Genomic DNA, 24,893 nt, shown 5'->3' with positions numbered 1-24,893 from the left:
ATTAACCTAAATTATTGGCAAGTAACACCGCGATAATTGCTCGCAGCAGATAACAACAAGAGATTAATCAGGATGGAGTGACTGAATATGAAATTATTACATCTATGCATGCTCGCCCTAATTGCTGCAGCAATATCGGGGTGTGACAAGTCGGTGGATTCCCCTCAGGGTTTTAACCTCCCTGATGGCAATGTGGCCAAGGGAAAACAAGCCTTCTTGAAGTATCAATGTCTCTCATGCCATCAGTTAGAGGGTGTAGAGCAACCACAAGCTATCGAACACTCTATATTATCAATCCCTCTAGGTGGTGAATCGAACAAGGTTAAAACCTACGCTGCTCTGGTCACAGGTATTATCAATCCATCGCACAGCTTCATAGAGGGATACCCCAAGTCTGCGGTTCAAATCGATGGCAAATCTAAAATGGTGAGCTTTAATAGCGTGATGACTGTCGAGGAACTGGTTAACCTAGTCGTATTTTTACAGCCCTATTACAAACTGGCGCCCTCTCCCCGAACGGAATATTCCCCCTATCGATACGATAGACCTTAACTAATAACTGGAGTCATTGAGTTATCGGGTTGTTGCCAACTGAGTAGTTGCTAACTGAGTAGTGAGGAGTTGAATAATTGGGAGTTAAGCGATGAATCCTTACTAAGCAATAGCGAGTAATCACCACATCAAAACTACCAGATAAAAAAAGGCCTGCTATGCAGGCTTTTCATTGATGAACGCTATTGCTGCCTAAAGAGACCTTGCAGCTTATTGAACATGAGTCCAACAGCGACAACCAAAAACTGGACAAGGGCGATACTCCCCACCAATAAGAAAAGGGTTGGCACATCATCTAAAAACGCCATCGAAAACCTCTCGTTCAATTAGATCCCCATAGATAAATCGGGATGAATATTGCACAAAGGTTTGCGGTAGAATTTGATTTTACTCACAAAATAGTTTGCTTGAAAAAATGTTAATCTTAACTACAACGAAAATTAATCTTAACCAACAAAGATGGCAAAAATAGTAAAGCCTGATGAAACTCCATAAAATAAAAAGCCGCTCCCAATTAAGAGAGCGGCTCAGCCCCAGAGGCTATTCATTCAACTATCACTAAATATTAGTGCTGCCATTAGCGCTGATAGGCTGAAAATTAACGGGTTAGATAACAGCGAACAAAGTTGGTGATTGCCACTAAATCGGCTACCGCAATAAACTCATCCGTGGTGTGCACCTTCGACATACCCGTCGACAAGTTAACCGTCTTCAAGCCTTGTTCATTAAAGATGTTGGCATCTGACCCGCCGCCTGTTGGCTTAGTGACGGCTTCAATTCCTATGGCTTCAAAGGCTGCCTTTATCGCCACCACATGGGCATCGTCATCCGAGATATGGTAAGCGTTATAAGAACGGCTTGAGTCAATCTCTATACTCGCGCCATGCTTTTGCGCCGCCGCTTCAAAAGTCGACACCATATGCGCTACCTGCTTTGCCAGCTTGTCATCATTCAATGAGCGAGCCTCAGCCTCAATGTGCAGCTCTGGCATCACGATATTGGTCGCCTGGCCACCTCGCACCACACCGATATTGGCGGTGGTTTCATCATCGATGCGACTCAGTTGCATCTTGCTTATCGCATCGGCAGCGACCGTCAGCGCATTGATCCCCGCTTCAGGCTCGAGTCCCGCGTGGGCAGGCTTACCCTTGATGGTCACTTTTAGGCTTTGCTGACCTGGAGCGGTCGTGATAATGGTGCCAATAGGGCCGCCCGAGTCGAGTACAATCGCTTGCTTAGATTCAATCTTGCTGATATCGAAGTTTTTAGAGCCGTGCATGCCGCGCTCTTCATAAACGGTAAACGCCACTTCGATCGTCTTATGGGCTTCGCCGCTCTCTTGAATGCTACGAACGGCCTCCATCACAGCGGCGATCCCCGATTTATCATCTCCGCCTAAAATGGTGTCGCCTTGAGAACGAATGATTCCATCCTCAATGATAGGTTCAATACCATTACCGGGTGTCACAGTATCCATATGGCTGCTGAAAACTATGCTTCCATCAAGCTCTCCTTGCAGCTTTGCGTAGATATTAAAGCCGTTCGAAATAGTGCCCGGCACAGCTAGCTGAACTACCTCAAAGCCCTGTTGGCCAAGCTGTTCAACTAAAGTTTCAGCAACCGCTTTTTCATTGCCTGATTCACTGTCGATTTTCACCAGCGAGATAAAGTGTTCAACGAGTCTTTCTTGATTGATATTTGTCATCTGTGCGACTTCTATTTACGAAACGAACAAGAATCATAAACCCAACTGACACCCGAGATAGCTGAGTTACATCAAAAAAAGGCGAGAAAGGGTCAGTTGGTTCAGACTCTGAGCCAACTTAATTCCTTATTGATTGGCTATATGTTGATTTATCATTGTTCTCCATAGAGAATAACCCTAATTTTAGGCGTTTATTCAAAAGTATCGATTTAGGAGTTTCAGTTAGATGATGACAAAATGGGCGACACGTTTCTTACAGATGGCCGAGCTCGTTGGTTCTTGGAGTAAAGATCCCTCCACACAAGTGGGTGCGGTGATCACCGAAGATAACCGGATTGTCTCATTAGGTTTCAATGGCTACCCCCATGGGATCTCAGATAGTGCCGAAACCGACAACCGCGAAATGAAACTACTCAAAACCCTACACGCAGAAGAGAATGCCATTCTCTATGCAAAACGCGATCTTAGCGGCTGCGAGATCTGGGTAACTCACTTCCCTTGCCCTAATTGTGCTGCCAAAATAATCCAAACAGGTTTAAGCACAGTCCATAGCCCACAACCAAGCGAAGACTTTTTATCACGCTGGGCCGATAAGATTAAAATTAGCCAAGATATGTTCGACCAAGCTGGTGTTAAGGTTGATTGGATGCAGGCTGACTGAAGCACTATAGACACAAGCAAGCACAAACAAAAGGACGCTAATTAGCGTCCTTTTTAATTATCTATATGCTCTTACTACCTATTCAACTCTACCCATTTCTTGCTCAGGTCATAACGTCTAAGAGACTATTTAAGCTTAACAAAGGAGATTTGAATACATATTATTGAGGATGGGGTCAATGCTTCACAGCCTCAACAGCCTCAAAAATTGTAGGTAGAACTTTGTAGAAAATCGATAATGCCATTCGCGCAGTCTCTGTTTGCGGGTATCCGCCATTCATAGCGATAACAGCACCTGAATCCCTATCCATTGCAACAATCTGACCATGAATACCGACCATTGCCAAGATCTCGCGATTCTCAATCTTTAACAGTCTAAATTGATCTTTATACCATCCATCAGCAAGAGCAGCTTCTTTACTCATGCTCCACGCGGCACGGACAACGTCGTTACCTGCGTATAAACTATCGACCCAAGCCTTAGACAACACTTGTTCGCCTTTGTAGTTCTTGCCATCATTTAGAAATAACTGACCGATACGAGCCAAATCCTTAGTAGACGCATTTAGGCCTGCAGCAGCTACTGCACCACCAGCATGATCAGAAACTAAGTAAGCTTCGTTTTCAGTACCTGCTGACTGAAAAATTAACTCAATATACTCAGCAAGCAATTTACCAGAGGCACGTTCAACAACCTTGCCTAATACCTCGGTGTTTACACACTGATAAGTGTAAGCTTCCCCCATTTTATACTTATGTTCAGTTACCATTGGGAAGTAATCACTAACACCGTTTGGATAGTCTTTAGCGGTATCACCGTAGTATGACTGTGAATCGCTCATACGGTCATCCCAGCTCTTATGCTTAGCGATCTTCATAATGACAGAGGTACGCATATCTGAAACATCTTGAACTGTGGCAGTTTCCCAAGCAGTCCCCTTTAGCTCTGGTAGATACTCAATGACTAACTTGCTCATATCCAACTGGCCTTTGGCCACGGCTAATTGAGCAGCCATTGAAGTGAACGACTTAGTTACCGATGCATCAATATGCGTTGACTTGTCACTCATGTTGTTCCAGTAATGCTCATGCATAATGCGATCCCCCTTTAACACAACCATAGAATGATTCTTTAGTCTGTCACGTAGGAATGTCTCAAGATCGATCTTTCCGTCAATGTCAGACACCATAAGCTTGCTGAGATCTAAAGCATCTGCGCTCATTAACTTTTGAGGGGAGACACCATTTACATCTAACTTATAATAGGCACTAGTGAACTTGTAACCATGGGGAAAGGTTGAGGCCGCATTCTCTGGGCTGTCCCAGTCTTTAATAGAGATAGCATGACTGGCCGCATTCTCTATAAATGCTTCGTCACGCACTTTAAATTCGACAGCGACTGAACCGAATGAAAGTAAACTCGCTAAAGCTAAAACTGACTTTTTCATGGTAGCTCCTTTTGCATGTATTCAGCACTTGAGTAGTGGCTGTTTTAGGGAGTATTTTTTGTACTGTCACAATTAAAACAATGAATATAATTTGTGTAATCACTAACCTTCATAGTATTTAGTAGTAGAACCAAAATGTGACGGAGGCATGAGAAAAAGAACACTATCAGGATTTCTTTTGCTATCAGAAAAACAGAATTGGAATCACATAAATACACAATAAAAACAATAAAGTAATCACTTAACCTTCAGGTGTGTTAGTCTTGCTGCCGCAGTTTTACCAAGCATATGCTCAGGAAATAAAACAATGAGAGAGTACTTTTTCGCAGTCGAGAACATTGATATTCCCTTCTATGATTTTCCCGATGAATATGCAGATGCGGTGCCTTCTAATCTGTTCACCCATCCCCTAGAGCCGGTGCCACTAGTAGTAAGGTTTGCCGCTGAAGAAAACTATCCTCTGGCAGATATATTCCTAGTGCCTTCTTTGTGCATCAAAGACGGCTTATTACAGCAATTAAATATCAGCAACACCTATGGTACCAATTGGGTCAAAATCAAATTAATCGATCAAGGTGAGCACCTTTACCACATGATTCAAATCGGCAACGAAATTAAAGCTATTGACCGCCAGCACAGCGAGTTCGACTACTATGATGAGTTTAATGGCGGTGAGTTTATCTCAGGAATGAAGAAACTCGTTTTAGACGAGAGTCAGCTAGCCCAAATCGCATTAGAGGAAAGGTTAATATTTCGAGACAGCGGCTGGAAGGATAAGGTGTTTTTTCATAAGAGCATAGTCAATAAAATCCTAGAGCATAAGCCGCAAGGCATCAGCTTCTATTCAGTTGATGGCTATAACGAATTTGGCTAGCTAGGCTATAGCTCCCCTAATCATCTATAAATCATGAAAAGAGAAGCACCAGTCTTAGGACAACAAGGCTTAGCTTTTGCTTTCATCCTTAACTTCAACTTCATAAGCAAAGCCGTGGCTGCCATCATAATAAAACTGATCAGCCTTTTTTAATTCAACATTCAATCCTTCACTACGGGCGTACTCATAGGCCGCTTCAATAATTCCCATATGGTTAGCTGTAGTATAGTGGTTAGGTACAATAGACCAGTCCTTATCCATAATGAGTATTCTGTTATCATCAGAGTTACGTGGCATATGAATGGCAATCTCAACACCATTCGATGCCTTAAAGGATGCTTTAGGTGCAGTATGGAACTGCATTGAAGTGTTGATTGATTTAAAGGTTGCAACCACAACTGGCAAAGGCGCCGCTTGCGCAGACATACAGACCGACACAGAAGCCATTAAAATAGCGATGGCAGACAGCAGTGTTTTAGTAAAAGATGCTTGAGCTAAGTTCATAGTATTCCCCTATAAATGTAATGGTTCTTGATAACTAAATTGATGGGATACATATTAACGAGCAAAGTATTACTAAGTTATTATAAGAGTTTTAGTGAAGCCCTGAAATGGAATCCCCCCGTATCGATATTCAATGCAATAACCTTGCCCAGCATTAAAAATACCAATAACCCGCGAGTGACTTTCAGTAAGTGGCTAGCTCAACCCTGGTGTGATCCGCAGTGATGCAAATACACACCAGAGCACGCTAAAGCTATATACCTGTGTTGCTTTTAGTCCAGCGCTAATCGTTGCAAAAAGTATGGGTTAACTGGCGCCAATCAGTCTCATCGCCTCTTAACGCGTCGACTGGAATACTATAGAGACTGCTTCCAAAGTCTGTATATAAATAGCTTAAGATAGCGATATGATTTTCAGGCAGGTATGGCTCTTCAGTGAACTCTCCCTCTTCAGTAAAAACTTCCCGTGTGCGCGCTTCAACCCGAGGCATTAAGCCATAGTCATAGTACAAATCAGTATAAAGTTCAGGATCGATTTCTAAGCTATTTTTGTCGATAACCGCAGTAATTTCAGCTTCACAAGCTGGCAGTTGAGTATATGGTTTCCAACTAAGAGGGTATTGGCCGTTCCTGCGATGGCTAACGTCGAAACCCGAGGGCGCTAGATAGTCCCCAGTTATCGCTCTGTGCTGACACTTAACCCAATTGAGGCTCTCCATATCGGCCTGCTTCCAGAATATCGCTTCGCAGCGACCCGTTAGCTCCTCTCCCTCATCAGGCTCTTGAAGATAAACCTGCAGCAAGCCTTTGCTTGGAAGGGCTGGATTTCGCCCTTGTAACTGGGCAAAGTTAATCTGCAAGGCAAGCCTTAGGCTCTCATCATTGGCGATAAGATCCAAATTAGCGCGAGCGCTAGCGGAGTCAGGAGTTGGCAGCCAAGGGGCGCCAGCAATACGACTCTGGAATTCATTGTCATATTCAGCGGCAAGCATATGAAAACCAACGCAGAGATCATCAAACTGCGCTTCTAGATCCCGCAATTGCAACTGACTTTCTAGCCTGTTTGCAAACGCTTGCCTATAAAACTCACTACCGGATTGGTATTGATTGGTTAAGCCTGCCTGTTCAAACTTAGTTAACAAGCGTAAATAGGGCTCAGCTAAACGGGCTTTCTCAGTAATATCTTCAAGACCGCAACGCGCCGATGGCATTAACTCATCTAATTTATCCATCATGTTATTGGCTTTAGTGAGCTGGAAATGGCCCTTAGGTAAATCAACACTGTATGGATAGAGGCTCGCTTCTTTGGCCGGTTTAAAACTCGATTGGCTAAGCAACCAAGATACCAGCTCAACACATGGGAAGGGTTTCGCAAAAATATATTCTAAGGCGCTACGCCCTTTGGCGTCTCGTTCATGAATGTCTTGCCCTTCAGAGAGCATATTTTGTAATGCTGGCTGATATTCGCCAAACTGCTCATTCGACTTTATCTTTTTAAAAAGCCAAAACCACTCTTTCAACATAACTGCCCTTAAATGACAAAGGTTAAACAACACAAAGTTAAACATAAGAAAGCCAGCCATTATCAATCATGGGTGAGATAAGAGCGGCTTTAGCAAAAGCATTCATTTTTAGCAATGAGTTACTGCAATGGGTTTTCACCACTAACTCCCTAAAAAATAGAATCGACCCGCTTGCTCCAAGATGATGTAACGGTTGCCTTGCTCGGAGCGATAGTTATAGCAAGTATTGATCGAGTCCGCGACAGAACAGCCATTGATCGACAAGCTAAATTGAAAAAGTGAGAGTTAAGAGTGCATCCATGAGGTAGCAGATAAAAAAAGCACAAAAACACCTCATATTGCGACTATCTATTTGAATAAAACAGTTAGCCTTGTATGTATGCTTTAATATCCTAGGTTACAATTTGAAGCTTATAACTTCATTTATCATCAGCTTGTATCATCAGTTTGCTCTATAAAACATTTCCAGTTAACTTGCCTGCTTTTAGGCTTACACATAACAATCTTCATCTTCAGCATTAACCAAGTCCAGAGTAATAAATCCAATATATGCCATTAGCTTATGCTATTAGCTATGGCGTTATAATTATTATGCTAACTTCGCAATAAAATAATTATCAATCCTAAAATATTGAATTTAAAACTCGCTATATAGGTATCCAACTCACTAAGAAAAATCGCCATTCGATTGACAAATTCCACTGCCAGAAACCTTAAACCAACCTTAAAAATAGCTTCAAACAAGCTTAACTTAACATAAATTGAAACTTAATTGTTGCAACACCCACACAAAACAAGCACTTACAACAAACTGTTGACACTGAAAAAACAATCACTTATAACAATAACTCGTTATTCCCGAACAATGTGGCAACAATATTCGAGTTTACACTGACTAGCCATTTACTCTTAACTGTTAAGGTCAGTGAGTGACTATAGCTAACAATAAAAATATGAGTTCTAAATAGGGATGAATAATAAATCTAATAGTAAACCTCTCTATAGGCTGGCAATCACAAGCGATATAGGCAGGTCAAAGGCGGATAGAGTAAAGACTTTAATATACTAAAGCAGGTCACTGGCGGTTACGGCATTCGACTTGTCAATAATATAACAATTTCTGCTTACGATTTATTTATGACTCTCCAATTAGTTGCACTCGAATAAGTCACATATAAATGAGGAACTAAAATGAAGAGCAGTCAGTTATTAATATTACTAACATTAACGCTATCTTTTTCATTACTTGCAGGCTCTACTGAACCGACAAATGAGGAACGAGCAGTACTCGAATCTTGTATGTCACTAAAGAGTGCGCCTGAAGCACTCCCAGCAAACTCCTGCGTTTACTATATTCAGGGATTTCTGGCCGGCTCCTTAGCCGCTAAACCACATTATGTCTTGCATGAAACATCCGGTGCATTTTTGGATAGAGCCTACCGAACCAGAGTCGGAAAAGTGACTTCGGAGGAGGAGCCAGTCCAATTATGTCTACCTAAAGATGTAAGTATTGATCAGTTAGCAGAGCGCCTTGTTGGACATTTGTCGTATCCAATAGACTCGATGCAGTTGTTACACTCACAAATATTCAATGCTCTCGCAATGGAATCTTCATGTTCATAAACCACTGAAAGCCATAGATAGCAGTAATGGCACTACATGTGCTGCCTAGCCAACCCAATAAACCTATTGGTAAAGGTAAGAAAAATGAGCATCAATGAAGATAAAATATTAGAGAAATTAACACCCAATAAGAAACCCAAGTTATTGCCGAGCCATACACTTGGCCTCTGCTTAACCCTGTCTCTCTTTTGGTGGATTAACTCAAATTACAGCAATCCACTGCTGCTATCATTGGGGGGCGGCTCTATCCTGCTAGTCCTCTATATTGCACACAGGATGGATGTGGTCGACCATGAGTCTCTACCAATTCACCTTTCAGCCAAAATGCCCGGCTACATGTTATGGCTAGCAAAAGAGATCGTCATCGCCAATATTTCTGTGGTTAAACAGGTTTGGCTTGGCAATAGCAGCATCTCGCCAACACTTGCCACCATAGACGCCACTCAGAGCACTGATCTCACCAAGGTTATCTACGCCAACTCCATTACCTTAACGCCGGGTACTGTAGCGGTAGGCCTAGTCGATGATCAAGTCATCATCCACGCCTTGAGCAAGGAAAATATCGATACCTTAAAAGCCGGCAAAATGGATCGCCGGGTCACTGAATTGGAAAAATGATGTTAACTGCAGCCACTATCGCAATTCTCGTTGTCATGCTCCTCGCTATCATTCGCTGCATAGCGGGGCCCACACTGTATGACCGGATCTTAGCGTTCAATATGTTTGGCACCAAAACGGTGCTACTGATCTCTGTACTGGGCTTTTTAATGGGGCGGCCCGAATTTTTGGATATCGCCCTAGTATACGCCCTAATCAACTTTATTAGTGTTATCGGCGTACTGCGCTTTTCTGACTCTGCTGAATTTAATCACCAGCGTCCAGAGGCAGCATCAATCAAGAAGGATAAACGATGAACCTCTTACTCGAGATCGCTAGTGGCTTATGTTTGCTGCTCGGTAGTTTTCTCTGTCTATCCGGCGGTATTGGCATCTTGCGCTTCCCAGATTTTTATACCCGCATGCACGCAGTAGGCGTCACCGATACCTTAGGGGCTGGAATGATCCTCATCGGTCTGATGCTACAAACCCCTCATGGGGTGGTACTACTTAAGTTGATGATGATCTTACTGTTCACACTATTGATTAACCCTGCAGCAAGTCATGCTCTGGCCAAAGCCGCTCTGCGTAACAACTTAGATCCAGTGCTCTACGAGCCAACCAACAAGGGAGGGAACAAGCCATCGAAACCTTAGTTGATGTCGTGCTATTAAGCTTTCTCGTCGTGATTGCTATCGCCATTGTTCGGACAAAAGATCTGCTGGCCGTGGTTATGTTGACGGGGATCTATGGCTTACTATCCGCAAGCTTCTTTGTTGTATTAGATGCAGTGGATGTAGCCTTTACCGAAGCCTCTGTGGGCGCTGGTATATCCGGTTTACTGATGCTGGCAGCCATCACTATGACAGGCCGAGCCGAGGCGCCTAAGCGTCACAAACCTTTACTGGCTTTACTTGTGGTACTTATCACAGGTGGAATGCTGATTTACGGCACCTTAGATATGCCCTACTTTGGCAGTTTTGATGCGCCTGTTCATCAACATGTTGCACCTCGCTACATTAACGATTCTATGCAGGAGGTCGGCGTGCCTAATATTGTCACCTCGGTACTGGCGAGCTACCGAGCATTTGACACCTTAGGCGAGGTCGCTGTTATCTTTACTGCTGGCATTGGGGTGTTGTCGCTGTTGGCCTTGCCGCAACGTCGTAAACCTTACCTCGTAGAAGAGTCCGGCAAAGAGCAGATGTATAAGCAACATATCGTGCTCCGCGTGATTAGCAAAGCATTGATCCCTATCATCCTATTGTTTGCACTCTATGTGCAGTTCCATGGCGACTTTGGCCCTGGCGGTGGGTTCCAAGCTGGGGTAATTTTTGCCGCTGCAATCATCCTCTACGCCATGTTATTCGGCTTAGATAATGCCAAACGTATCTTTAGCCTATCCCTGTTCCAGCTACTCGCAGCTCTCGGACTTCTACTATACGCTAGCGTTGGCATGGTCTCGCTATTTAATGGCGGCAACTTCTTAGATTACAACGTATTAGCAGAAGATCCGATTGCAGGGCAGCACTTAGGCATTCTGCTGATCGAACTCGGAGTAGGCTGCACCGTCGCCTCGGTGATGATCATTATCTTTTTCAACTTTGCAGGCCGCAGAGAAGCCCAACAGAGCAGTCCTGAACTCAGCAGTTCAGAACTAATAAGTAGTCCTGAACAGAACAGTCTTAAGCTGAACAGTACAGAACTCAACAACGTCGAGGGGAAGTAATGGTACTCGGACTCTATAACTACTGGATCGTGGTATTGCTGATGATGATCGGTTTTTATATCGTTATCGCCCATGGCAATCTGATCAAAAAGCTGGTTGGCCTAACGATTTTTCAAACCTCGGTTTTCATCTTTTATATCAGTATAGGCAATGTCGATAGCGGTAGTGCCCCTATCTTAGCCGAAGGCGTAAGCCGTTACTCTAACCCTCTCCCCCATGTGCTTATTCTCACCGCGATTGTGGTCGGTATTGCAACCACTGCGCTAGGACTAGCATTGGCCGTAAGGATAAAAGAGGCTTATGGCTCTATAGAAGAAGATGAGATTCAAATCCAAGATCAGCTTACCGAGGATAATTCAAAGTGTTAGCCCATCTGCCTATTTTACAAGTCGTTGTGCCACTGATGGCAGCGCCGCTATGCTGGTTCCTTGATCGCTCCAGACTGGTGTGGCTGTTTGCCCTCTTAGTGAGCGGCTTTTCCTGCCTAACCAGTATTGCCCTACTGCAACAGGTGATGAGCTCCGGCACCATTATCTATCAACTCGGTGGTTGGGATGCGCCTTGGGGGATCGAATATCGCATCGATGAGCTCAATGCCCTTTTACTGCTGATCATCTCAACTATTAGTACAATAGTCCTGTTTGCAGCACAAACCAGTCTTCAAAAAGAGCTACCTAAAGAGCGTCACACGCTGTTTTATAGCCTTTACCTACTGTCATTAACGGGGATGTTCGGCATCGTCGCCACAGGTGATCTATTTAATGTATTCGTATTTTTAGAGATCTCCTCGCTATCGGGCTACGCGCTGATTGCTTTGGGCAAGGATAGACGCGCTCTTTGGGCCGCTTATCAATATCTGATCATGGGGACTATCGGTGCGACCTTTATCTTGATCGGCGTCGGCCTGCTCTATCAAATGACGGGCACGCTAAATATGGATGATCTCGCCAATCGACTACCTGAGGTTGAGCAAACACGCACCCTATTTGCCGCATTTGCATTCTTGATCGTCGGGGTCTGTTTAAAGTTGGCACTGTTCCCACTGCACCTGTGGTTACCTAACGCCTACGCCTATGCCCCTTCAATCGTGACCGCTTTTCTCGCTGCCACGGCGACTAAAGTGGCCGTTTATCTACTGATCCGTATCACCTATACGATATTCGGTATTGAGCTGTCCTTCTCCATCCTACCCCTGCAGAACTTATTTATGGTTCTCGGGCTGGTTGGCATATTCGCCGCTTCTACGGCAGCGATATATAAAACCAATGTTAAACATATCTTTGCCTATTCGAGCATCGCTCAAGTTGGCTATATGATCATTGGTTATGCCATCAATACCAGCACAGGACTTATGGCTACCCTGCTGCACCTATTTAATCACGCCTTAATGAAGAGCGCGCTGTTTTTGGCGTTAGGCGCGGTGATGTACCGCATCGGCAGCGTACAACTTAGCCAATTCCAAGGGCTAGGACGCCAGATGCCTCTCACCATGGCAGCTATTGTGGTTGGCGGATTAAGTTTGATTGGCGTGCCACTGACTGTCGGTTTTATCAGCAAGTGGTATCTACTCCTTGCTGCGATTGAGGTAGGTATGTGGCCAGTGGCAGTACTCGTACTACTGGGATCACTGCTGGCAGTCGTTTATATATGGCGAATCGTTGAAACAGCCTACTTCAAGCCCCCGTTACCGGGTCGTGAACCAGTCAAGGAAGCCCCTTGGACCTTCCTCGCGCCAATTTGGGCACTGGTACTGGCCAACATCTATTTTGGCATCGATACCCGCCTTAGTGTGCAAGTGGCACAGGCGGCCTCTCAAAGTTTGTTTGGAATTAACCCATGAATCTATCTTTGGAGCTGTTGCTGCAGCTAACCATTATCTTGCCTCTGATCGCGACACTGGCGATCTGGGCTACGGGGAAGCACCCCAATCTCCGTGAGGCTGTAACGATAAGCATCAGCCTTGTGGTACTTTTCTGCGTGATAAACCTATATCAAGGGCTTAGTGCTGGTGCATCTATCGAGGTGTTTTGGTGGCACCTGATGCCAGGTTTGGCTATGAGTTTTGTGGTCGAGCCCTTAGGGATGCTGTTCGCCCTAATTGCTAGCTTTCTCTGGCTCATTACCACCCTTTATGCCATTGGGTATATGCGTGGCCACGGCGAGGAAAATCAAACCCGTTTTTACCTCTGCTTCGCGCTAGCCATAAGCGCAGTCATGGGGCTGGCATTTTCGGCCAACCTGTTCACGCTCTTTATCTTCTACGAAGTGTTAACCCTGTCCACCTATCCTTTAGTGACCCACGCAGGCACAGAAAAGGCCAAGCAAGGTGGGCGAGTCTACTTAGGCATTTTAATCGGCACCTCCATCGCCTTTTTCTTGCTGGCGATTGTCTTGACCTGGTTTGTAGCCGGCACCTTGGACTTTAAACCTGGCGGCGTATTTCACACCGATGTGGATACCAGTTTGCTGGGCGCCATACTGGTACTGTTTGTGTTTGGCATTGGTAAAGCCGCAATCATGCCGTTCCATCGCTGGCTACCCGCCGCTATGGTGGCGCCAACACCGGTAAGTGCCTTGTTGCATGCCGTAGCTGTGGTCAAGGCCGGAGTGTTCACCGTCTTAAAAGTTTGCGTGTTTATCTTTGGTATCGAGCTACTGCCAACACTGCCAACGACCGAGTTTCTACTCTATTTAGCTGCGGCATCGGTATTGCTGGCCTCCATCGTGGCGATGCGCCAAGACAACCTAAAGGCGCGACTCGCCTACTCGACGGTGAGTCAACTGGGTTACATCACCATAGGCGCACTGCTGGCCACCTCATCAGGGGTGATCGGAAGCTCAATGCACATTGCCACCCACGCCTTTGGCAAAATCACCCTGTTTTTCTGTGCTGGCGCCATTCTGGTGGCGAGCCATAAATCCAAAGTGAGTGAAATGCGCGGCCTAGGCTTTGCTATGCCTATCACCATGGCAGCATTTTTTGTCGCCAGTTTGAGTATCATAGGTGTTCCCCCAGCGGGCGGCACGTGGAGTAAGTGGTACCTGTTAATGGGCACTATGGAAACCGAACATTGGATCATTATGATGGTACTGATGGTCAGCTCACTGCTCAATATCGCCTATCTGCTACCTATTCCATACCATGCCTTTTTCTCTGGTAAGGATCAGCCTGTGGCAAAAGCTGGGATCAAGGAGGCACCGCTGGTGTCATTAATCGCAATCACCATCACCACCTTAGGTTGCCTTATTTTATTTCTCTATCCACAACCCCTCTATGAGTTGGCAAAAACCATCTTAACGGTACCGGGAGTCAGCCATGGACAGTAACCAGAAACAGAACAAGCAGTATCTCTTTGATAACCCCAAAAACGTCAACCGTATTTTGTATCTTCTGTATGCATGTTGCACGCTGCTTGTGGTGCTTGATTTTGTCATTCATCGCCATGTCTATCATAGCTGGGAGAACCTGCCGCTTTTCTACCCCATCTATGGCTTTGTCGGCTGTGTCATCTTAGTACTCGTAGCACGCTGGATGCGAACCTTTCTGATGCGCTCAGAAGACTATTATGACGATTCCAATGACAGTCTTAGTGACAACAATAGTGAAGGCCATTTAGAAAAAACCACTGATGAAAACACCCACACAGGTGCAAGCAATCAGACTCAAAATAAAAAAATAGGTGATCACCATGTGGATGCTTGAGTTACCGCCCTTTACCCTGTTCTTTATCGGCGGGCTTATTGCTGCAATGACCCGTGGCAAACTACGCGGCGCGATAATGGTGGCCATTCCATTCGTTAGCGCACTGCACCTGTGGACTGTGCCCGAAGGCATTCACCTACAGCTGGCGTTTTTAGATTATGAGTTGGTGCCCTACCGCGCAGACAAACTCAGCCTGATGTTCGGCTATGTATTTCATATCGCCGCATTCATCTCCATCATCTACTCACTACATGTTAAAGATACCGTGCAACAGGTCGCCACCATGTTCTATGCGGGTAGTGCGCTAGGTGCGGTATTTGCGGGCGATCTGCTGACGTTATTTGTGTTCTGGGAGCTACTGGCCTTTACCTCGGTATTTCTGATCTGGGCGCGCAGAACCTCTCGCGCCTATCATGCGGGTATGCGCTACCTGATCATTCAAGTGCTGTCCGGCGTCATTTTGCTGGTAGGCGCACTATTTTACGCCGCCGAAACGGGCTCACTAGCCTTTAGCTACATAGGCCTAGAAGGCATCGCTGGCTGGCTGATATTTATCGCCTTTGGTATTAAATGTGCCTTTCCTTTTGCCCATAACTGGCTCACCGACGCCTACCCAGAAGCCACACCAACCGGAACGGTTGTCCTCAGTGCATTTACCACTAAGGTGGCCGTTTATGCACTGGCTCGCGCCTACCCCGGCACTGAGCTGCTGATCTACATTGGCGCAGCCATGACCTGCTTCCCCATCTTCTTTGCGGTGATTGAAAATGATCTGCGCCGAGTGCTGGCCTATAGCCTGATTAACCAGGTTGGCTTTATGGTGGTCGGCATCGGCATAGGTACCGCACTGGCAATCAACGGTGCGGTTTCCCATGCCTTTAACGATGTGATCTTTAAAGGCCTGCTGTTTATGAGCATGGGCGCAGTGCTACATATGACAGGTCGAATCAACGGCTCAGATCTCGGCGGCCTGTATAAAACCATGCCCAAGACCACGATTCTGTGTATCGTTGGCGCAGCCTCTATCTCGGCCTTCCCACTGTTTAGCGGCTTCGTTAGTAAGTCTATGGTGATGTCTGCCGCCCTTGAAACCGGACACGACTGGGTTTGGTTGATGCTGCTATTCGCCTCTGCTGGTGTGTTCCACCATGCCGGGATCAAGATCCCCTACTTTGCCTTCTTCGCCCACGACTCGGGGCTGCGTGCCAGCGATCCGCCTAGCAATATGTTGTTCGCCATGTTTATCGCTGCCAGTTTGTGTATAGCCATCGGCATCTACCCTGCGGCGTTATACTCGCTGCTACCATATGACACGGGTTACAACCCTTATGATGCAACCCACGTATTGGCACAGACTCAGTTGCTATTCTTCTCTGCCTTAGCCTTTGTTTGGTTAAACCTCAGAGGCATGTATCCGCCAGAGCTACGCTCGACCAACTTAGATGTGGATTGGATCTACAGGCGCGCCATTCCCTCAGTGCTACACAAGTTGTTCGCGGTAATATGGAAGCTTGATAGGGCGCTACGCCAAGCGATACGAGGCAAACTAAGCCAATACCAGTCCATTATTGCTAACAAGCATAAGGGCTTAGGAGGCTTACTATCGGGCTCTTACCCATCGGGCAACATGGTGCTTTGGGTTGCAGTGATCCTAGCGTCATACTTGTTTATTGGCTTTCTTGGCTAGGGAAGGTTGAGAGCTGAATTAAATGTTAACCGTGGTCGAATTAGTACTATTAACTAATTCGACCACCTAACCTTAACCCCTACTGTGCGATACTTAACGCATCAAAAGGCTGTCCTGGAGGGTTACTATAGATAGTACGCAATACCCTCTGTGCATTTTGATTAAATGCACCGCCATTACCAAAGCCATCGAAGTGGTTGTTCATGCCAAGAGCATGGCCTAGCTCATGAAGGGTAACTTCGTTATCAGCAATGGTTGTACAGCTTGGATCTGGGGTCGGGCTTCCGCTATCGATATTGATCCAAGTAAATGTATTGCCTATAGGCTGAATGATACCGTAATCAAGTCCAACACTATGGTTGACAACGTTAGTCGTCATAGGGCCTACAGATACGGTACCCGAACCGCAATTACCTGCAGTGGTACCTTGGCTCCAAATGAAGCCCCAGTCCGTAGGGACACTTGAGTAATCAATGTTATTCGTGTCGCTGATATCCAGCTTGATCACGCCTTTTCTATCAAATAGCTGATAGCCAACTAAGCTTTCCGCTTTATTCATTGCGTAAGTAAAACGGGGGTCTTCAGCGTTGAGGAAATAAACAGGAATAAGCCCCCCCTCAGGCCAACGTGTCAAACTTGGGCTTTCTGCAGGCGCTGTACCATCCTCAAAACAATACACGCTATTACAAGTAGCCCATGTCAGATCTATCTGCCCCCAAGCGCCATAAATATTTTGAGTACATAAGCCACCTTCGGCCAAATTAGTACACTTTACCGTTTCAGCAATGATTGAGTCTGACACATGATTGTCACTACTATCACTGCCACCACAACCAACTAGTACGACTGTACCTAACACAAAAGGGAGTAAAGACTTCATCAATTCACAATTCCAAAGTTTAGCCAAAAAATACATAGAACTTTTCCCACCAAAACAACAAAGAAGGTATAAGCGATTAAATTAATAGGGAAAATCACGCGGATTATATGTTGAACATGACTGACAGAGGCAAGCTAAATCGCAAAATTTGCTAATCCGTTATACTTCTATCACATATGGATACAGAAATGAGTGGTGCGCTGCGACTTTGAACAAGGGGTAAATTCTGCAATACAGGCTTAGAAGATGCTTCTTGCTTGTTTAACATGATGCATATAGCAAACCTGTCAAAGTGGCAGATTGGACGCTAGCATCCGAGATGTCATAAGCTTAAAAACACATCGGCAAAAACATCGCTCCCACAATAAATCGTTAAGTTGCCGTACAGCATTCCGTTGCTATATTAATCATCAAGTTAGGATGATTAAGCAGAGGGCGTCAGATGAAGCAATTAACTAAAATGCTAGCAACAACTTTGAAAACGGTAGCCACTATCACTCTGAGCTTATTTATCTCAATTAGCAGCGTCCATGCCTCGCCAAATACGGCAGTAACGGCAAACTTAGTGAAGTATCAAGCGAATGAGAACTTACTTATCTGTCAATACCAGACAATCTCAGCGAGCCATTTTCAGGTATTTGATACCGTTTTAGACAATGAATCGACCTGCCCGACCAACATACAGGTCGCACCTCAGCCGATGCTTACCAAAGCTGAAGAAGCCCAACTCAAACAGATGCTTTCTCGCCAGAGCAATTAGAAGTTAAGTCAATCTAACTTAAAAAGCCCCGAGTATGTCGGGGCTTTGTTGGATTACTGCAAATTAGAATTTAGCTTTAACCCAAACCATGCGGTGGTCAGAAGAAACGTCTTTACCATTACCGTATTTACCGATACGTTTATCGTTAAATAACATACGGCCTTCCTGGTAACTTGCTTGCCAATATACACCTGAATCTACAATATTGAGCGATGCAGATGGAATAGCGTGGTCGGCATTAATACCGCCGTACGGGTTGTGGAATTCAGCGGTAATACGGTTAGGGTACGGATGTTCTGAGCTTCTGTCAGAAGCATATTCAGCAGCACCATAACTTGTAGGGTATAAATCACCGTTAGTCACATTTTGGTTTACGACTGGGTCAGCATGTAGCGCAGCCATCACCTCAGTAAAACCATCACCTGCGCCCGTTGCAGCATCAAGGTTTTGATCGCCCACAATCACAAAGTGTGCACCTTCTTTTAGTGCACCAGTATTACCTGCGTCATCATAAAACGCTTGTGCGTTAGTGACATAGTTATGCCAGAACTCTACTTCAGCAGCGTTTTGAAGTTTATTCTTACCCGTGTCAAATACTGGTGGTGTCGGGTGAGACATCAAGATATGGATAGTCTCAGTACCGTCTTTAGTTGGTACTAAAATAGGCGCATCAACGTGGTTTTTAGATGATAGTGTCATCTCCTGCCACTCTTCATCTGTGTACCAGTTTTGACCATCTAATAATGGGTTTTCAGCACCTTCAAGATCTTTCCACTTAAAGTTTTGGAAAGTACGAGTGTTTTTAGTATCGATTTCGAACTTAGACATCAGCGCGAAAGCGTATTTACCGTGGTATTCGCCATATCCCCATGAATCATTAGCGTAAGCTGGCGTGCCAATATCGGCTTCAGTTGCGATATAACCATCGTTATTCAAGTCGAAGCCACTAAGACGGCCTGTATTGGTAGCGTAGCTTTCGGCAAATGGATATTCAATCGGCTCTAGGTTTGCTTCACCACCTGCACCATCGATGCTTTGAGCAACTGACAGATAGTTAGTTTGGAAGCCTTTCAGAGCCGATAGGTCTTCGCCAGTACCATCGTTATTATATTCACCCATCATGAGCACATCAGGGCGGTTCTTCTGAATAATGGCAGCAACGTTACGGATTTGGATAACTTTTGCCGCAGTAGCTTGCTCTGCTGGTTCCATCGCATCGCGATCTTCCAGATAAGCTTCTACCAGCGTGTTTTGCTCAGCAGGAGCGATCGCCATTTCAGCGACTAAGTCTGCGAATGTATTGCGATCAAAGGAAAGATTATAAGTCGCAATTTTAACTTCAGTATGATCAACATACTTTACGTCATCATCATTACAACCCGATAGTAGTGCAACGCCTACAGCCAAGGCTGCAGCAGTTTTTAGTAATTTCATATAGTGACCCATCTTTAATTAATTATTATATTGGCTCAATTAATTTGAGCTCCCGACGGAGTCTATACAGGTGTATAGAAAAAGATAGGATAGCCCTATCTTTTTGTGACTTAGACCATTAGCTTGCCAAGATAAACTGCACGGAGTTAACAAAGTGCCATTATGAAACAGCTGCATAATTAAATTGGGCTATACCTAGGTAGGCTTAGTGCATGCTTCTGTTGCTGGGTTGCTGAGTTGTTGAAAACGATTGAGCGCCCGTAGCCCAATACAAGATTGGGAAACCTCTTACTCTGCAAACCACGAGGCCAAGTAAGAGGTTGATACATTAGGTAAGCCTGAATTGATAAGTAAGCGCTTTATAGCCCACGATACGCGACCTGCGCACCGTCTTGAGAGATGATTTCATCCCCTTGGATCACAAGACCAAAGCCATGCTCTTCATCCCAAGCACATTCAAAGAGCATCCCTACTGCGTTTTTGTCTGGGTGATGCAACACAAATGCGGAAAGTTGCATTAACTTAAAGATATCCCCAGCCCGCATATCGGCTTCATTCACCTCACCGACACAGGTTTCGTAAGATTCTGAATCTTCGTCAAACACATCTAAAAATTCAGAATCTTCAAGCAGTTCTTGATAGTTTTCATTCACATAATCGCAGACTAGCGCATAAATGCGTTTTTCATTATCAATGAACCATTGCTGCATGTTATCAGCAATAGCAAGGTCTTCTTGGGTGAGAAATTCAACACTGCCGTAGCCTTGAAAATCATGCCAAGCATTCAGCCCAGCCGTACCTTCATGAAACTCTTCACCTTCTTTCCAAGTAATATTTATTGGCTTCATAATAAACTCGCAAAAATGAGGATTATATTTGAAACGGTTTCACATTAATGTGCTGTCAAAGCGCAAAATGAATTTTTGTTATAAAAAACAAAGCGAAAGAATGTGGTTCCAGAATGGAGCCATAAAGATAATGAGCAGAGATGTCTCTCCTACTTCAGCAATCCTTACGCTGAGCAGGAGGCCAGCAAACATGCCATTTACGATGGGGGGCTATGATGATTTCCACTTATTATGTTAGCGCTCTTTCCCTGCCTATTAGTATATTTACTCCAATAGAGCTTAATGGTAGATTATTTTTTGAACAGGACGTTTAGCTTAGGAAATAAGGAAATAAGGAAATAACCATGAAAAATCACATTTATGCATTAACACTTAGTTTTTACTTACTCATCAACCCTGCAGTTGCAGCTGAAATAGCTCCCACAACCAATATTGATAATATTCAGTTTCACAATGACAATGCTGAAAACCTATTAGTAATTAGCAATCCAAATAACCCAACAAGCTATACACCAGAAAATACAACATATATAACTAGTTTGTTCCGTAATATCAGTAAGATCCCAGAACAGCAACAGCGTATAAAAGAAACCGCAGACTTGTTGGCTTCGCTATCACAGAAATACAAGTTATCCACCCAACCAAACTGGAAAGATCACGTCATCAAAATACAGTACACGACAGAGGCTAGCGGCTCACTACACAGATTATCTAAAGGATTAAATAGAAAAGACTTCGATATTTTGCTCAAGAAATTTTTAGAAAATAATTAAACTTATTTCCTACCTATAAAAATTCAATTAACGCTTCTAGTACAGGAGCAAACAAAGAAGTAAAACTGTAGCCTTTGACTTCAGCAATAGGTACAGCTAGTGAGAGTAGTGCAAATACGTAATTAACTATAGAGGCTACGATTGATTTTCTACAATACACTTAGCTCATAGCTATGAAACAGCTTGCGCCAGTTGTGAAACTAACCTCCTAATCACCGCTTGGAGTGAAATGATAAGCATCTGTCTCCTCCCCCGTATCTAAATTTTTAAATGTGATAAACTCCTCACCGGCATCATTTCCGTCCCACCAGTAATCATAGCCATCTCCCCAACCTAAAGCTTGCTCTTCTGCCCATTAAATATATTCATCATCTTCACTAGAGTCATCATCGTCATCTTCATCTTTAACATCATTTCTGAAGAGAATAGTCATTTTTTAAAAGCTACCTCATTAATGCTATTAGTGTAGCCATTTAAAACATAAGTGACATCTTCTGCTATATTTTGCGTGAAAGAGTTGGAGTTTAACATTGACAAATATCTGAAATATAAATTGTAGGCTTCATCACTTATAATATCATTACCAAACAATGAAATAACATAGCCAACAGGTAGATCATTATAACCTCTACTGCCATTTACGATTACTTTTATCGATTCATCATAACCATTGCCCAGCTTTAAGGTAAGGTTATATTTATCAGTGACTCTAGATAAAAACAGGTTAACAAAGCTAAGTTTGTCACCCACACTATTTAATTGATTATAGGTTTGCTTATATCTTTTTACTAAATCTCGGATCTCAGCTCTATTTGAATCTAAAGCTTTGTCATAACTCGATTTAACATCAACACTATGTATATTGTACCTTTCAAGAAACAGTTCTGTATAACCACTTTTGGTAGTACAACCATCTATCGCAATACCATACTTTGAAGCACATTCTGAACTAACTTTTTCCTGTGACATTGCATGCTGTGAAAACATACAACCGCTAAGTATAAAAGCACATATAAATCTATAATTAGCCATAACTTTAGTCCCTTTAAATATTATACATATGTTGTCCTTAACACTCCTTCAAACTAAACAAATTCCCTTTTCACGTCAACTCTGTAAAAGTTTTATGCTAAATAGCTTTAAAAAAGCCTAGTGAGTGTGTTTCTAAGACGGAACTGATAGAGAAAAGTTACCTTCTACTTCAGCAATACCTGAAGGGAAAAGTGGGGTCAGAGTAAACTAAAACTATTCATCTATACTCATTAACATAGTGAACATTGCAAAGGGAACTTGCACATGCCTAGAAAACCCAGAGCCAATCCGATAGGCATACCTCAACATATCATTCAACGCGGTAACAACCGCCAAGCATGTTTTACTTCAGAACAAGACTTTATTGCCTATGCCGGATGGTTAAAGGACTACGCCAAGAAATTTCAGGTGGAAATCCATGCTTGGGTATTTATGACAAATCATGTCCACCTACTTTGCACACCACGAGAGACTAATGCTATTAGCCAAATGATGCAGTCCCTTGGGCGACAGTACGTAAGATACTTTAATTACACTTATAAGCGCTCAGGAACATTATGGGAGGGACGATATAAGTCTTGCTTAGTACAAGCTGAAGACTATCTACTGCAACTATATCGGTATATAGAGCTCAATCCAGTTAGAGCAAATATGGTCGATGAACCTTGTAAATATCAATGGTCTAGTTACCAAGTCAACGCCTTAGGCAAAGCTTCCGCACTATGTACGCCTCACCCAGCTTACCTTGCTATTCATCCTAACGATAAAACCCGACAAACATGTTATCGAGCCCTGTTTAAACATCACCTAGACACAAAAATGATTGAGGATATTCGACAAGCAACCCACAAAGGCATGGCAATCGGAAATGATAAATTTAAAGATGAAATTGAAAAACTAACAAACACAAACATGAGACCACAGAAAATGGGGCGGCCAACAAAGCCAACAGCATAAAGTTTACTCTGACCCCACTTACCATGAGACCACAGAAAATGGGGCGGCCAACAAAGCTAACAGCATAAAGTTTACTCTGACCCCACTTATTCCTGACCCCACTTATTCACTTATTCCACTTATTCCTTGAAATCAAAAGTTAGCCTTGTTTCATTTTCATGATTAGAGCAAACTGTTCTTTCATACAAAAATTTTATTGCTTTGTCAGGAAAAGGATTTTATGGGTAAAAGTGCAGTTGTTTTTTATTCGACTAATGATGAAAAAGAAACCGTTAGTAAAAGGGTTACATTACTGGATGAGCAATTAGAGTATGCTCGCACTAAAAAAAATGAGTTATTGAGCTACTTAAAGAAAGAACTATCGAATAATCTCAACATTCCAGTAGGTTATTGGCTTCAAGGCTCATATAAAAATAGAACATTAATTAGACCCGTTAGAAAGGGCGAAGAATTCGACATAGATGCTGGGGTCTATTTACTTTTTAATGCCGAATCAAGTGCTATAAGTGCGATAGATGCTAAATCTATATTTCGTAAAGTGTTGTCTTTGTTTTGTGAGAGAAGCTCTGAGGCAAAATTAGAAGATCCGAAACCTAATTGCGAAAGAATCAGTTATCCGGGAAGTTTTCACATAGATCTTCCTTTATATTACTTCGATAAAGAAAGTGACTTATGCAAATTAGCTACACAAAATTCAGGGTGGATTGATAGTGATCCGAAGTCTATACAAGATTGGTTTGACGCAGCAATTAGTAAATATGATGCAAATCAGAAAGCCCGTCTACGAAGATGCATCAAGAACATAAAAACTTGGGTGGCTTTAAAAAGAGTCAAGCTGCCTTCAATAGCAATTACTATATATATTGCACAAAAATACCGTGATTTTGAACATGATGATGATGTATGTATTCAAAATTTTTATAACCTAGCAAACTACCTTATTGGTGGTGGTGAAATTCTAAGCCCTATAAATGGTGATGATCTTATTGGAGCTAATGAAGAAGAAAAACAAAAACTACACACTGAAGCCAAATCTTTAATTCAATATATTACAAGTGCAAATGATAGTGATTCTGCTAGTGAAGCTCACCCTTATTGGTCAGCTATTTTTGAACACGTATATCCTCCTTTTGCAGAAATTGAAATAGAAAACGGTACTATTAACTTGCCCGCATTAACTACGCCTCCAATTATAAATGTTCGTAAAAAGGATAAAAATGGTCGATTTATTGCGGATTCTTCGGCAGATATCATAAATGGCTATATTGATGAATCTCTAGATTTTACAATTACTAATAGTGCCAATTATCCATACAATGCAACAGCAAAATGGATGGTGAGAAATAAAGAAACAGATGCATCATTGGCTAATGATTTAGGGCATTTTCAGATATATCCAGTTACTCAAACCTGTCCTGAATATTGTGGTTATAGAGGAACACATTATATGGAGTGTGTAGTCGAAGCTGATGGAGTTGTTTTGGGGATGAAGTCGATTCAAGTAAGAGTTAGTAAAATGGCTAGGCCACTAAGAAACCCACAAAGAAAGTCATATGGCGTTAGGAGGTGATTTATGTGGAAAGTTCTTCCTAGAGTTGGTTTAGTA

General features: G+C 43.5%; 25 protein-coding genes. 16 read left to right on the top strand and 9 right to left on the bottom strand.

The window, feature by feature from the left end:
• Nucleotides 1-87 precede the first annotated feature (87 nt).
• Complete coding sequence (locus tag K5Q92_RS14945) at nt 88-552, top strand: c-type cytochrome (protein WP_259649589.1); 465 nt, start codon at nt 88-90, stop codon at nt 550-552.
• Between the two features lie 182 nt (nt 553-734).
• Here K5Q92_RS14945 and K5Q92_RS14940 read toward each other — a convergent pair whose 3' ends face one another.
• Both K5Q92_RS14940 and K5Q92_RS14935 read right to left on the bottom strand, forming a co-directional pair.
• The gene (locus K5Q92_RS14940) at nt 735-878 is read right to left on the bottom strand and encodes a hypothetical protein (protein WP_220769784.1); all 144 of its coding nucleotides are present in this window, start codon (nt 876-878) and stop codon (nt 735-737) included.
• Between the two features lie 272 nt (nt 879-1,150).
• Nucleotides 1,151-2,257: a M20/M25/M40 family metallo-hydrolase gene (locus K5Q92_RS14935; RefSeq protein ID WP_220769783.1), complete on the bottom strand. Its 1,107-nt coding sequence runs from the start codon at nt 2,255-2,257 to the stop codon at nt 1,151-1,153.
• Between the two features lie 226 nt (nt 2,258-2,483).
• On the opposite strand from K5Q92_RS14935, the gene K5Q92_RS14930 reads away from it, so the two are divergent.
• Nucleotides 2,484-2,918 carry a dCMP deaminase family protein gene (locus tag K5Q92_RS14930; protein ID WP_220769782.1) on the top strand — a complete coding sequence of 145 codons (435 nt, stop codon included), beginning with the start codon at nt 2,484-2,486 and terminating at the stop codon, nt 2,916-2,918.
• Between the two features lie 175 nt (nt 2,919-3,093).
• On the opposite strand, the gene K5Q92_RS14925 is transcribed toward K5Q92_RS14930, so the two are convergent.
• Nucleotides 3,094-4,365 (bottom strand): serine hydrolase, encoded by a 1,272-nt coding sequence (locus tag K5Q92_RS14925; protein ID WP_220769781.1) that lies wholly within the window; start codon nt 4,363-4,365, stop codon nt 3,094-3,096.
• 307 nt (nt 4,366-4,672) lie between these two features.
• Between K5Q92_RS14925 and K5Q92_RS14920 the strand changes: the two genes are divergently transcribed.
• Entirely contained in the window at nt 4,673-5,239 is a 567-nt protein-coding gene (locus K5Q92_RS14920) for an imm11 family protein (protein ID WP_220769780.1), read from the top strand.
• A 69-nt stretch (nt 5,240-5,308) separates the two neighbouring features.
• On the opposite strand, the gene K5Q92_RS14915 is transcribed toward K5Q92_RS14920, so the two are convergent.
• Both K5Q92_RS14915 and K5Q92_RS14910 read right to left on the bottom strand, forming a co-directional pair.
• Entirely contained in the window at nt 5,309-5,743 is a 435-nt protein-coding gene (locus K5Q92_RS14915) for a hypothetical protein (protein ID WP_220769779.1), read from the bottom strand.
• 283 nt (nt 5,744-6,026) lie between these two features.
• Nucleotides 6,027-7,265: a DUF1963 domain-containing protein gene (locus K5Q92_RS14910; protein WP_220769778.1), complete on the bottom strand. Its 1,239-nt coding sequence runs from the start codon at nt 7,263-7,265 to the stop codon at nt 6,027-6,029.
• 1,707 nt (nt 7,266-8,972) lie between these two features.
• Here K5Q92_RS14910 and K5Q92_RS14905 point away from each other — a divergent pair.
• Genes K5Q92_RS14905 through K5Q92_RS14865 form a run of 9 tightly spaced genes read left to right on the top strand, consistent with a single transcriptional unit; the run spans nt 8,973 to nt 16,603 of the window.
• On the top strand, nt 8,973-9,506 hold the full coding sequence (locus tag K5Q92_RS14905) for a Na+/H+ antiporter subunit E (protein ID WP_220769777.1): 534 nt from the start codon (nt 8,973-8,975) through the stop codon (nt 9,504-9,506).
• The gene (locus K5Q92_RS14900; protein ID WP_220769806.1) at nt 9,506-9,802 is read left to right on the top strand and encodes a monovalent cation/H+ antiporter complex subunit F; all 297 of its coding nucleotides are present in this window, start codon (nt 9,506-9,508) and stop codon (nt 9,800-9,802) included. The genes K5Q92_RS14905 and K5Q92_RS14900 overlap by 1 nt, the downstream gene beginning before the upstream one ends.
• Nucleotides 9,799-10,140 carry a monovalent cation/H(+) antiporter subunit G gene (gene mnhG / locus K5Q92_RS14895; protein WP_220769776.1) on the top strand — a complete coding sequence of 114 codons (342 nt, stop codon included), beginning with the start codon at nt 9,799-9,801 and terminating at the stop codon, nt 10,138-10,140. Before K5Q92_RS14900 ends, mnhG begins: the two co-directional genes overlap by 4 nt.
• Nucleotides 10,141-10,172: 32 nt before the next feature.
• Entirely contained in the window at nt 10,173-11,213 is a 1,041-nt protein-coding gene (locus K5Q92_RS14890; protein ID WP_374758453.1) for a Na(+)/H(+) antiporter subunit B, read from the top strand.
• A complete protein-coding gene (locus K5Q92_RS14885) occupies nt 11,213-11,581 on the top strand; it encodes a cation:proton antiporter subunit C (RefSeq protein ID WP_220769775.1) in 369 nt (122 codons plus the stop codon). The genes K5Q92_RS14890 and K5Q92_RS14885 overlap by 1 nt, the downstream gene beginning before the upstream one ends.
• Nucleotides 11,575-13,053: a monovalent cation/H+ antiporter subunit D family protein gene (locus tag K5Q92_RS14880; RefSeq protein ID WP_220769774.1), complete on the top strand. Its 1,479-nt coding sequence runs from the start codon at nt 11,575-11,577 to the stop codon at nt 13,051-13,053. The genes K5Q92_RS14885 and K5Q92_RS14880 overlap by 7 nt, the downstream gene beginning before the upstream one ends.
• Nucleotides 13,050-14,540 (top strand): monovalent cation/H+ antiporter subunit D family protein, encoded by a 1,491-nt coding sequence (locus K5Q92_RS14875; RefSeq protein WP_220769773.1) that lies wholly within the window; start codon nt 13,050-13,052, stop codon nt 14,538-14,540. The genes K5Q92_RS14880 and K5Q92_RS14875 overlap by 4 nt, the downstream gene beginning before the upstream one ends.
• Nucleotides 14,530-14,916, top strand: a complete 387-nt coding sequence (locus K5Q92_RS14870; RefSeq protein ID WP_220769772.1) for a hypothetical protein — start codon at nt 14,530-14,532, stop codon at nt 14,914-14,916. Before K5Q92_RS14875 ends, K5Q92_RS14870 begins: the two co-directional genes overlap by 11 nt.
• Nucleotides 14,903-16,603, top strand: coding sequence for a Na(+)/H(+) antiporter subunit D (locus K5Q92_RS14865; RefSeq protein ID WP_220769771.1), 1,701 nt, complete (start codon nt 14,903-14,905; stop codon nt 16,601-16,603). The genes K5Q92_RS14870 and K5Q92_RS14865 overlap by 14 nt, the downstream gene beginning before the upstream one ends.
• 79 nt (nt 16,604-16,682) lie before the next feature.
• Here the strand turns inward: K5Q92_RS14865 and K5Q92_RS14860 are convergent, their stop codons facing one another.
• Nucleotides 16,683-17,483, bottom strand: a complete 801-nt coding sequence (locus tag K5Q92_RS14860; protein ID WP_220769770.1) for a hypothetical protein — start codon at nt 17,481-17,483, stop codon at nt 16,683-16,685.
• 442 nt (nt 17,484-17,925) lie between these two features.
• On the opposite strand from K5Q92_RS14860, the gene K5Q92_RS14855 reads away from it, so the two are divergent.
• Nucleotides 17,926-18,243 carry a hypothetical protein gene (locus K5Q92_RS14855; protein WP_220769769.1) on the top strand — a complete coding sequence of 106 codons (318 nt, stop codon included), beginning with the start codon at nt 17,926-17,928 and terminating at the stop codon, nt 18,241-18,243.
• 63 nt (nt 18,244-18,306) lie between these two features.
• Here the strand turns inward: K5Q92_RS14855 and K5Q92_RS14850 are convergent, their stop codons facing one another.
• Both K5Q92_RS14850 and K5Q92_RS14845 read right to left on the bottom strand, forming a co-directional pair.
• Nucleotides 18,307-19,677, bottom strand: a complete 1,371-nt coding sequence (locus tag K5Q92_RS14850; protein WP_220769768.1) for an endonuclease/exonuclease/phosphatase family protein — start codon at nt 19,675-19,677, stop codon at nt 18,307-18,309.
• A gap of 359 nt (nt 19,678-20,036) precedes the next feature.
• Nucleotides 20,037-20,525 carry a DUF6985 domain-containing protein gene (locus K5Q92_RS14845; protein ID WP_220769767.1) on the bottom strand — a complete coding sequence of 163 codons (489 nt, stop codon included), beginning with the start codon at nt 20,523-20,525 and terminating at the stop codon, nt 20,037-20,039.
• Between the two features lie 344 nt (nt 20,526-20,869).
• On the opposite strand from K5Q92_RS14845, the gene K5Q92_RS14840 reads away from it, so the two are divergent.
• Nucleotides 20,870-21,298: a hypothetical protein gene (locus K5Q92_RS14840; protein WP_220769766.1), complete on the top strand. Its 429-nt coding sequence runs from the start codon at nt 20,870-20,872 to the stop codon at nt 21,296-21,298.
• Between the two features lie 429 nt (nt 21,299-21,727).
• On the opposite strand, the gene K5Q92_RS14835 is transcribed toward K5Q92_RS14840, so the two are convergent.
• Nucleotides 21,728-22,330, bottom strand: a complete 603-nt coding sequence (locus K5Q92_RS14835; RefSeq protein WP_220769765.1) for a hypothetical protein — start codon at nt 22,328-22,330, stop codon at nt 21,728-21,730.
• Nucleotides 22,331-22,594: 264 nt separating this feature from the next.
• On the opposite strand from K5Q92_RS14835, the gene K5Q92_RS14830 reads away from it, so the two are divergent.
• A complete protein-coding gene (locus tag K5Q92_RS14830) occupies nt 22,595-23,287 on the top strand; it encodes a transposase (protein WP_220769764.1) in 693 nt (230 codons plus the stop codon).
• Nucleotides 23,288-23,507: 220 nt separating this feature from the next.
• On the top strand, nt 23,508-24,857 hold the full coding sequence (locus K5Q92_RS14825) for a cyclic GMP-AMP synthase DncV-like nucleotidyltransferase (protein ID WP_220769763.1): 1,350 nt from the start codon (nt 23,508-23,510) through the stop codon (nt 24,855-24,857).
• Nucleotides 24,858-24,893: the final 36 nt, after the last annotated feature.

It is taken from the genome of Shewanella sp. MBTL60-007 (assembly GCF_019654915.1).
Lineage (GTDB): Bacteria > Pseudomonadota > Gammaproteobacteria > Enterobacterales > Shewanellaceae > Shewanella.
The sequence above is the reverse complement of the archived record's forward strand: the minus strand, read 5'-3'. Positions and strand labels throughout refer to the sequence as shown.

What these genes read in the sequence shown, in the direction of transcription:
- K5Q92_RS14915 (WP_220769779.1), bottom strand. Translation starts at nt 5,743, where the DNA reads ATGAACTTAGCTCAAGCATCTTTTACTAAAACACTGCTGTCTGCCATC.
- K5Q92_RS14875 (WP_220769773.1), top strand. Translation starts at nt 13,050, where the DNA reads ATGAATCTATCTTTGGAGCTGTTGCTGCAGCTAACCATTATCTTGCCT.
- K5Q92_RS14930 (WP_220769782.1), top strand. Translation starts at nt 2,484, where the DNA reads ATGATGACAAAATGGGCGACACGTTTCTTACAGATGGCCGAGCTCGTT.
- K5Q92_RS14855 (WP_220769769.1), top strand. Translation starts at nt 17,926, where the DNA reads ATGAAGCAATTAACTAAAATGCTAGCAACAACTTTGAAAACGGTAGCC.
- K5Q92_RS14945 (WP_259649589.1), top strand. Translation starts at nt 88, where the DNA reads ATGAAATTATTACATCTATGCATGCTCGCCCTAATTGCTGCAGCAATA.
- K5Q92_RS14835 (WP_220769765.1), bottom strand. Translation starts at nt 22,330, where the DNA reads ATGGCTAATTATAGATTTATATGTGCTTTTATACTTAGCGGTTGTATG.
- K5Q92_RS14865 (WP_220769771.1), top strand. Translation starts at nt 14,903, where the DNA reads ATGTGGATGCTTGAGTTACCGCCCTTTACCCTGTTCTTTATCGGCGGG.
- K5Q92_RS14870 (WP_220769772.1), top strand. Translation starts at nt 14,530, where the DNA reads ATGGACAGTAACCAGAAACAGAACAAGCAGTATCTCTTTGATAACCCC.
- K5Q92_RS14885 (WP_220769775.1), top strand. Translation starts at nt 11,213, where the DNA reads ATGGTACTCGGACTCTATAACTACTGGATCGTGGTATTGCTGATGATG.
- K5Q92_RS14845 (WP_220769767.1), bottom strand. Translation starts at nt 20,525, where the DNA reads ATGAAGCCAATAAATATTACTTGGAAAGAAGGTGAAGAGTTTCATGAA.
- K5Q92_RS14830 (WP_220769764.1), top strand. Translation starts at nt 22,595, where the DNA reads ATGCCTAGAAAACCCAGAGCCAATCCGATAGGCATACCTCAACATATC.
- K5Q92_RS14825 (WP_220769763.1), top strand. Translation starts at nt 23,508, where the DNA reads ATGGGTAAAAGTGCAGTTGTTTTTTATTCGACTAATGATGAAAAAGAA.
- K5Q92_RS14920 (WP_220769780.1), top strand. Translation starts at nt 4,673, where the DNA reads ATGAGAGAGTACTTTTTCGCAGTCGAGAACATTGATATTCCCTTCTAT.
- K5Q92_RS14905 (WP_220769777.1), top strand. Translation starts at nt 8,973, where the DNA reads ATGAGCATCAATGAAGATAAAATATTAGAGAAATTAACACCCAATAAG.
- K5Q92_RS14910 (WP_220769778.1), bottom strand. Translation starts at nt 7,265, where the DNA reads ATGTTGAAAGAGTGGTTTTGGCTTTTTAAAAAGATAAAGTCGAATGAG.
- K5Q92_RS14935 (WP_220769783.1), bottom strand. Translation starts at nt 2,257, where the DNA reads ATGACAAATATCAATCAAGAAAGACTCGTTGAACACTTTATCTCGCTG.
- K5Q92_RS14850 (WP_220769768.1), bottom strand. Translation starts at nt 19,677, where the DNA reads ATGAAATTACTAAAAACTGCTGCAGCCTTGGCTGTAGGCGTTGCACTA.
- K5Q92_RS14860 (WP_220769770.1), bottom strand. Translation starts at nt 17,483, where the DNA reads ATGAAGTCTTTACTCCCTTTTGTGTTAGGTACAGTCGTACTAGTTGGT.
- K5Q92_RS14925 (WP_220769781.1), bottom strand. Translation starts at nt 4,365, where the DNA reads ATGAAAAAGTCAGTTTTAGCTTTAGCGAGTTTACTTTCATTCGGTTCA.
- mnhG (WP_220769776.1), top strand. Translation starts at nt 9,799, where the DNA reads ATGAACCTCTTACTCGAGATCGCTAGTGGCTTATGTTTGCTGCTCGGT.
- K5Q92_RS14840 (WP_220769766.1), top strand. Translation starts at nt 20,870, where the DNA reads ATGAAAAATCACATTTATGCATTAACACTTAGTTTTTACTTACTCATC.
- K5Q92_RS14900 (WP_220769806.1), top strand. Translation starts at nt 9,506, where the DNA reads ATGTTAACTGCAGCCACTATCGCAATTCTCGTTGTCATGCTCCTCGCT.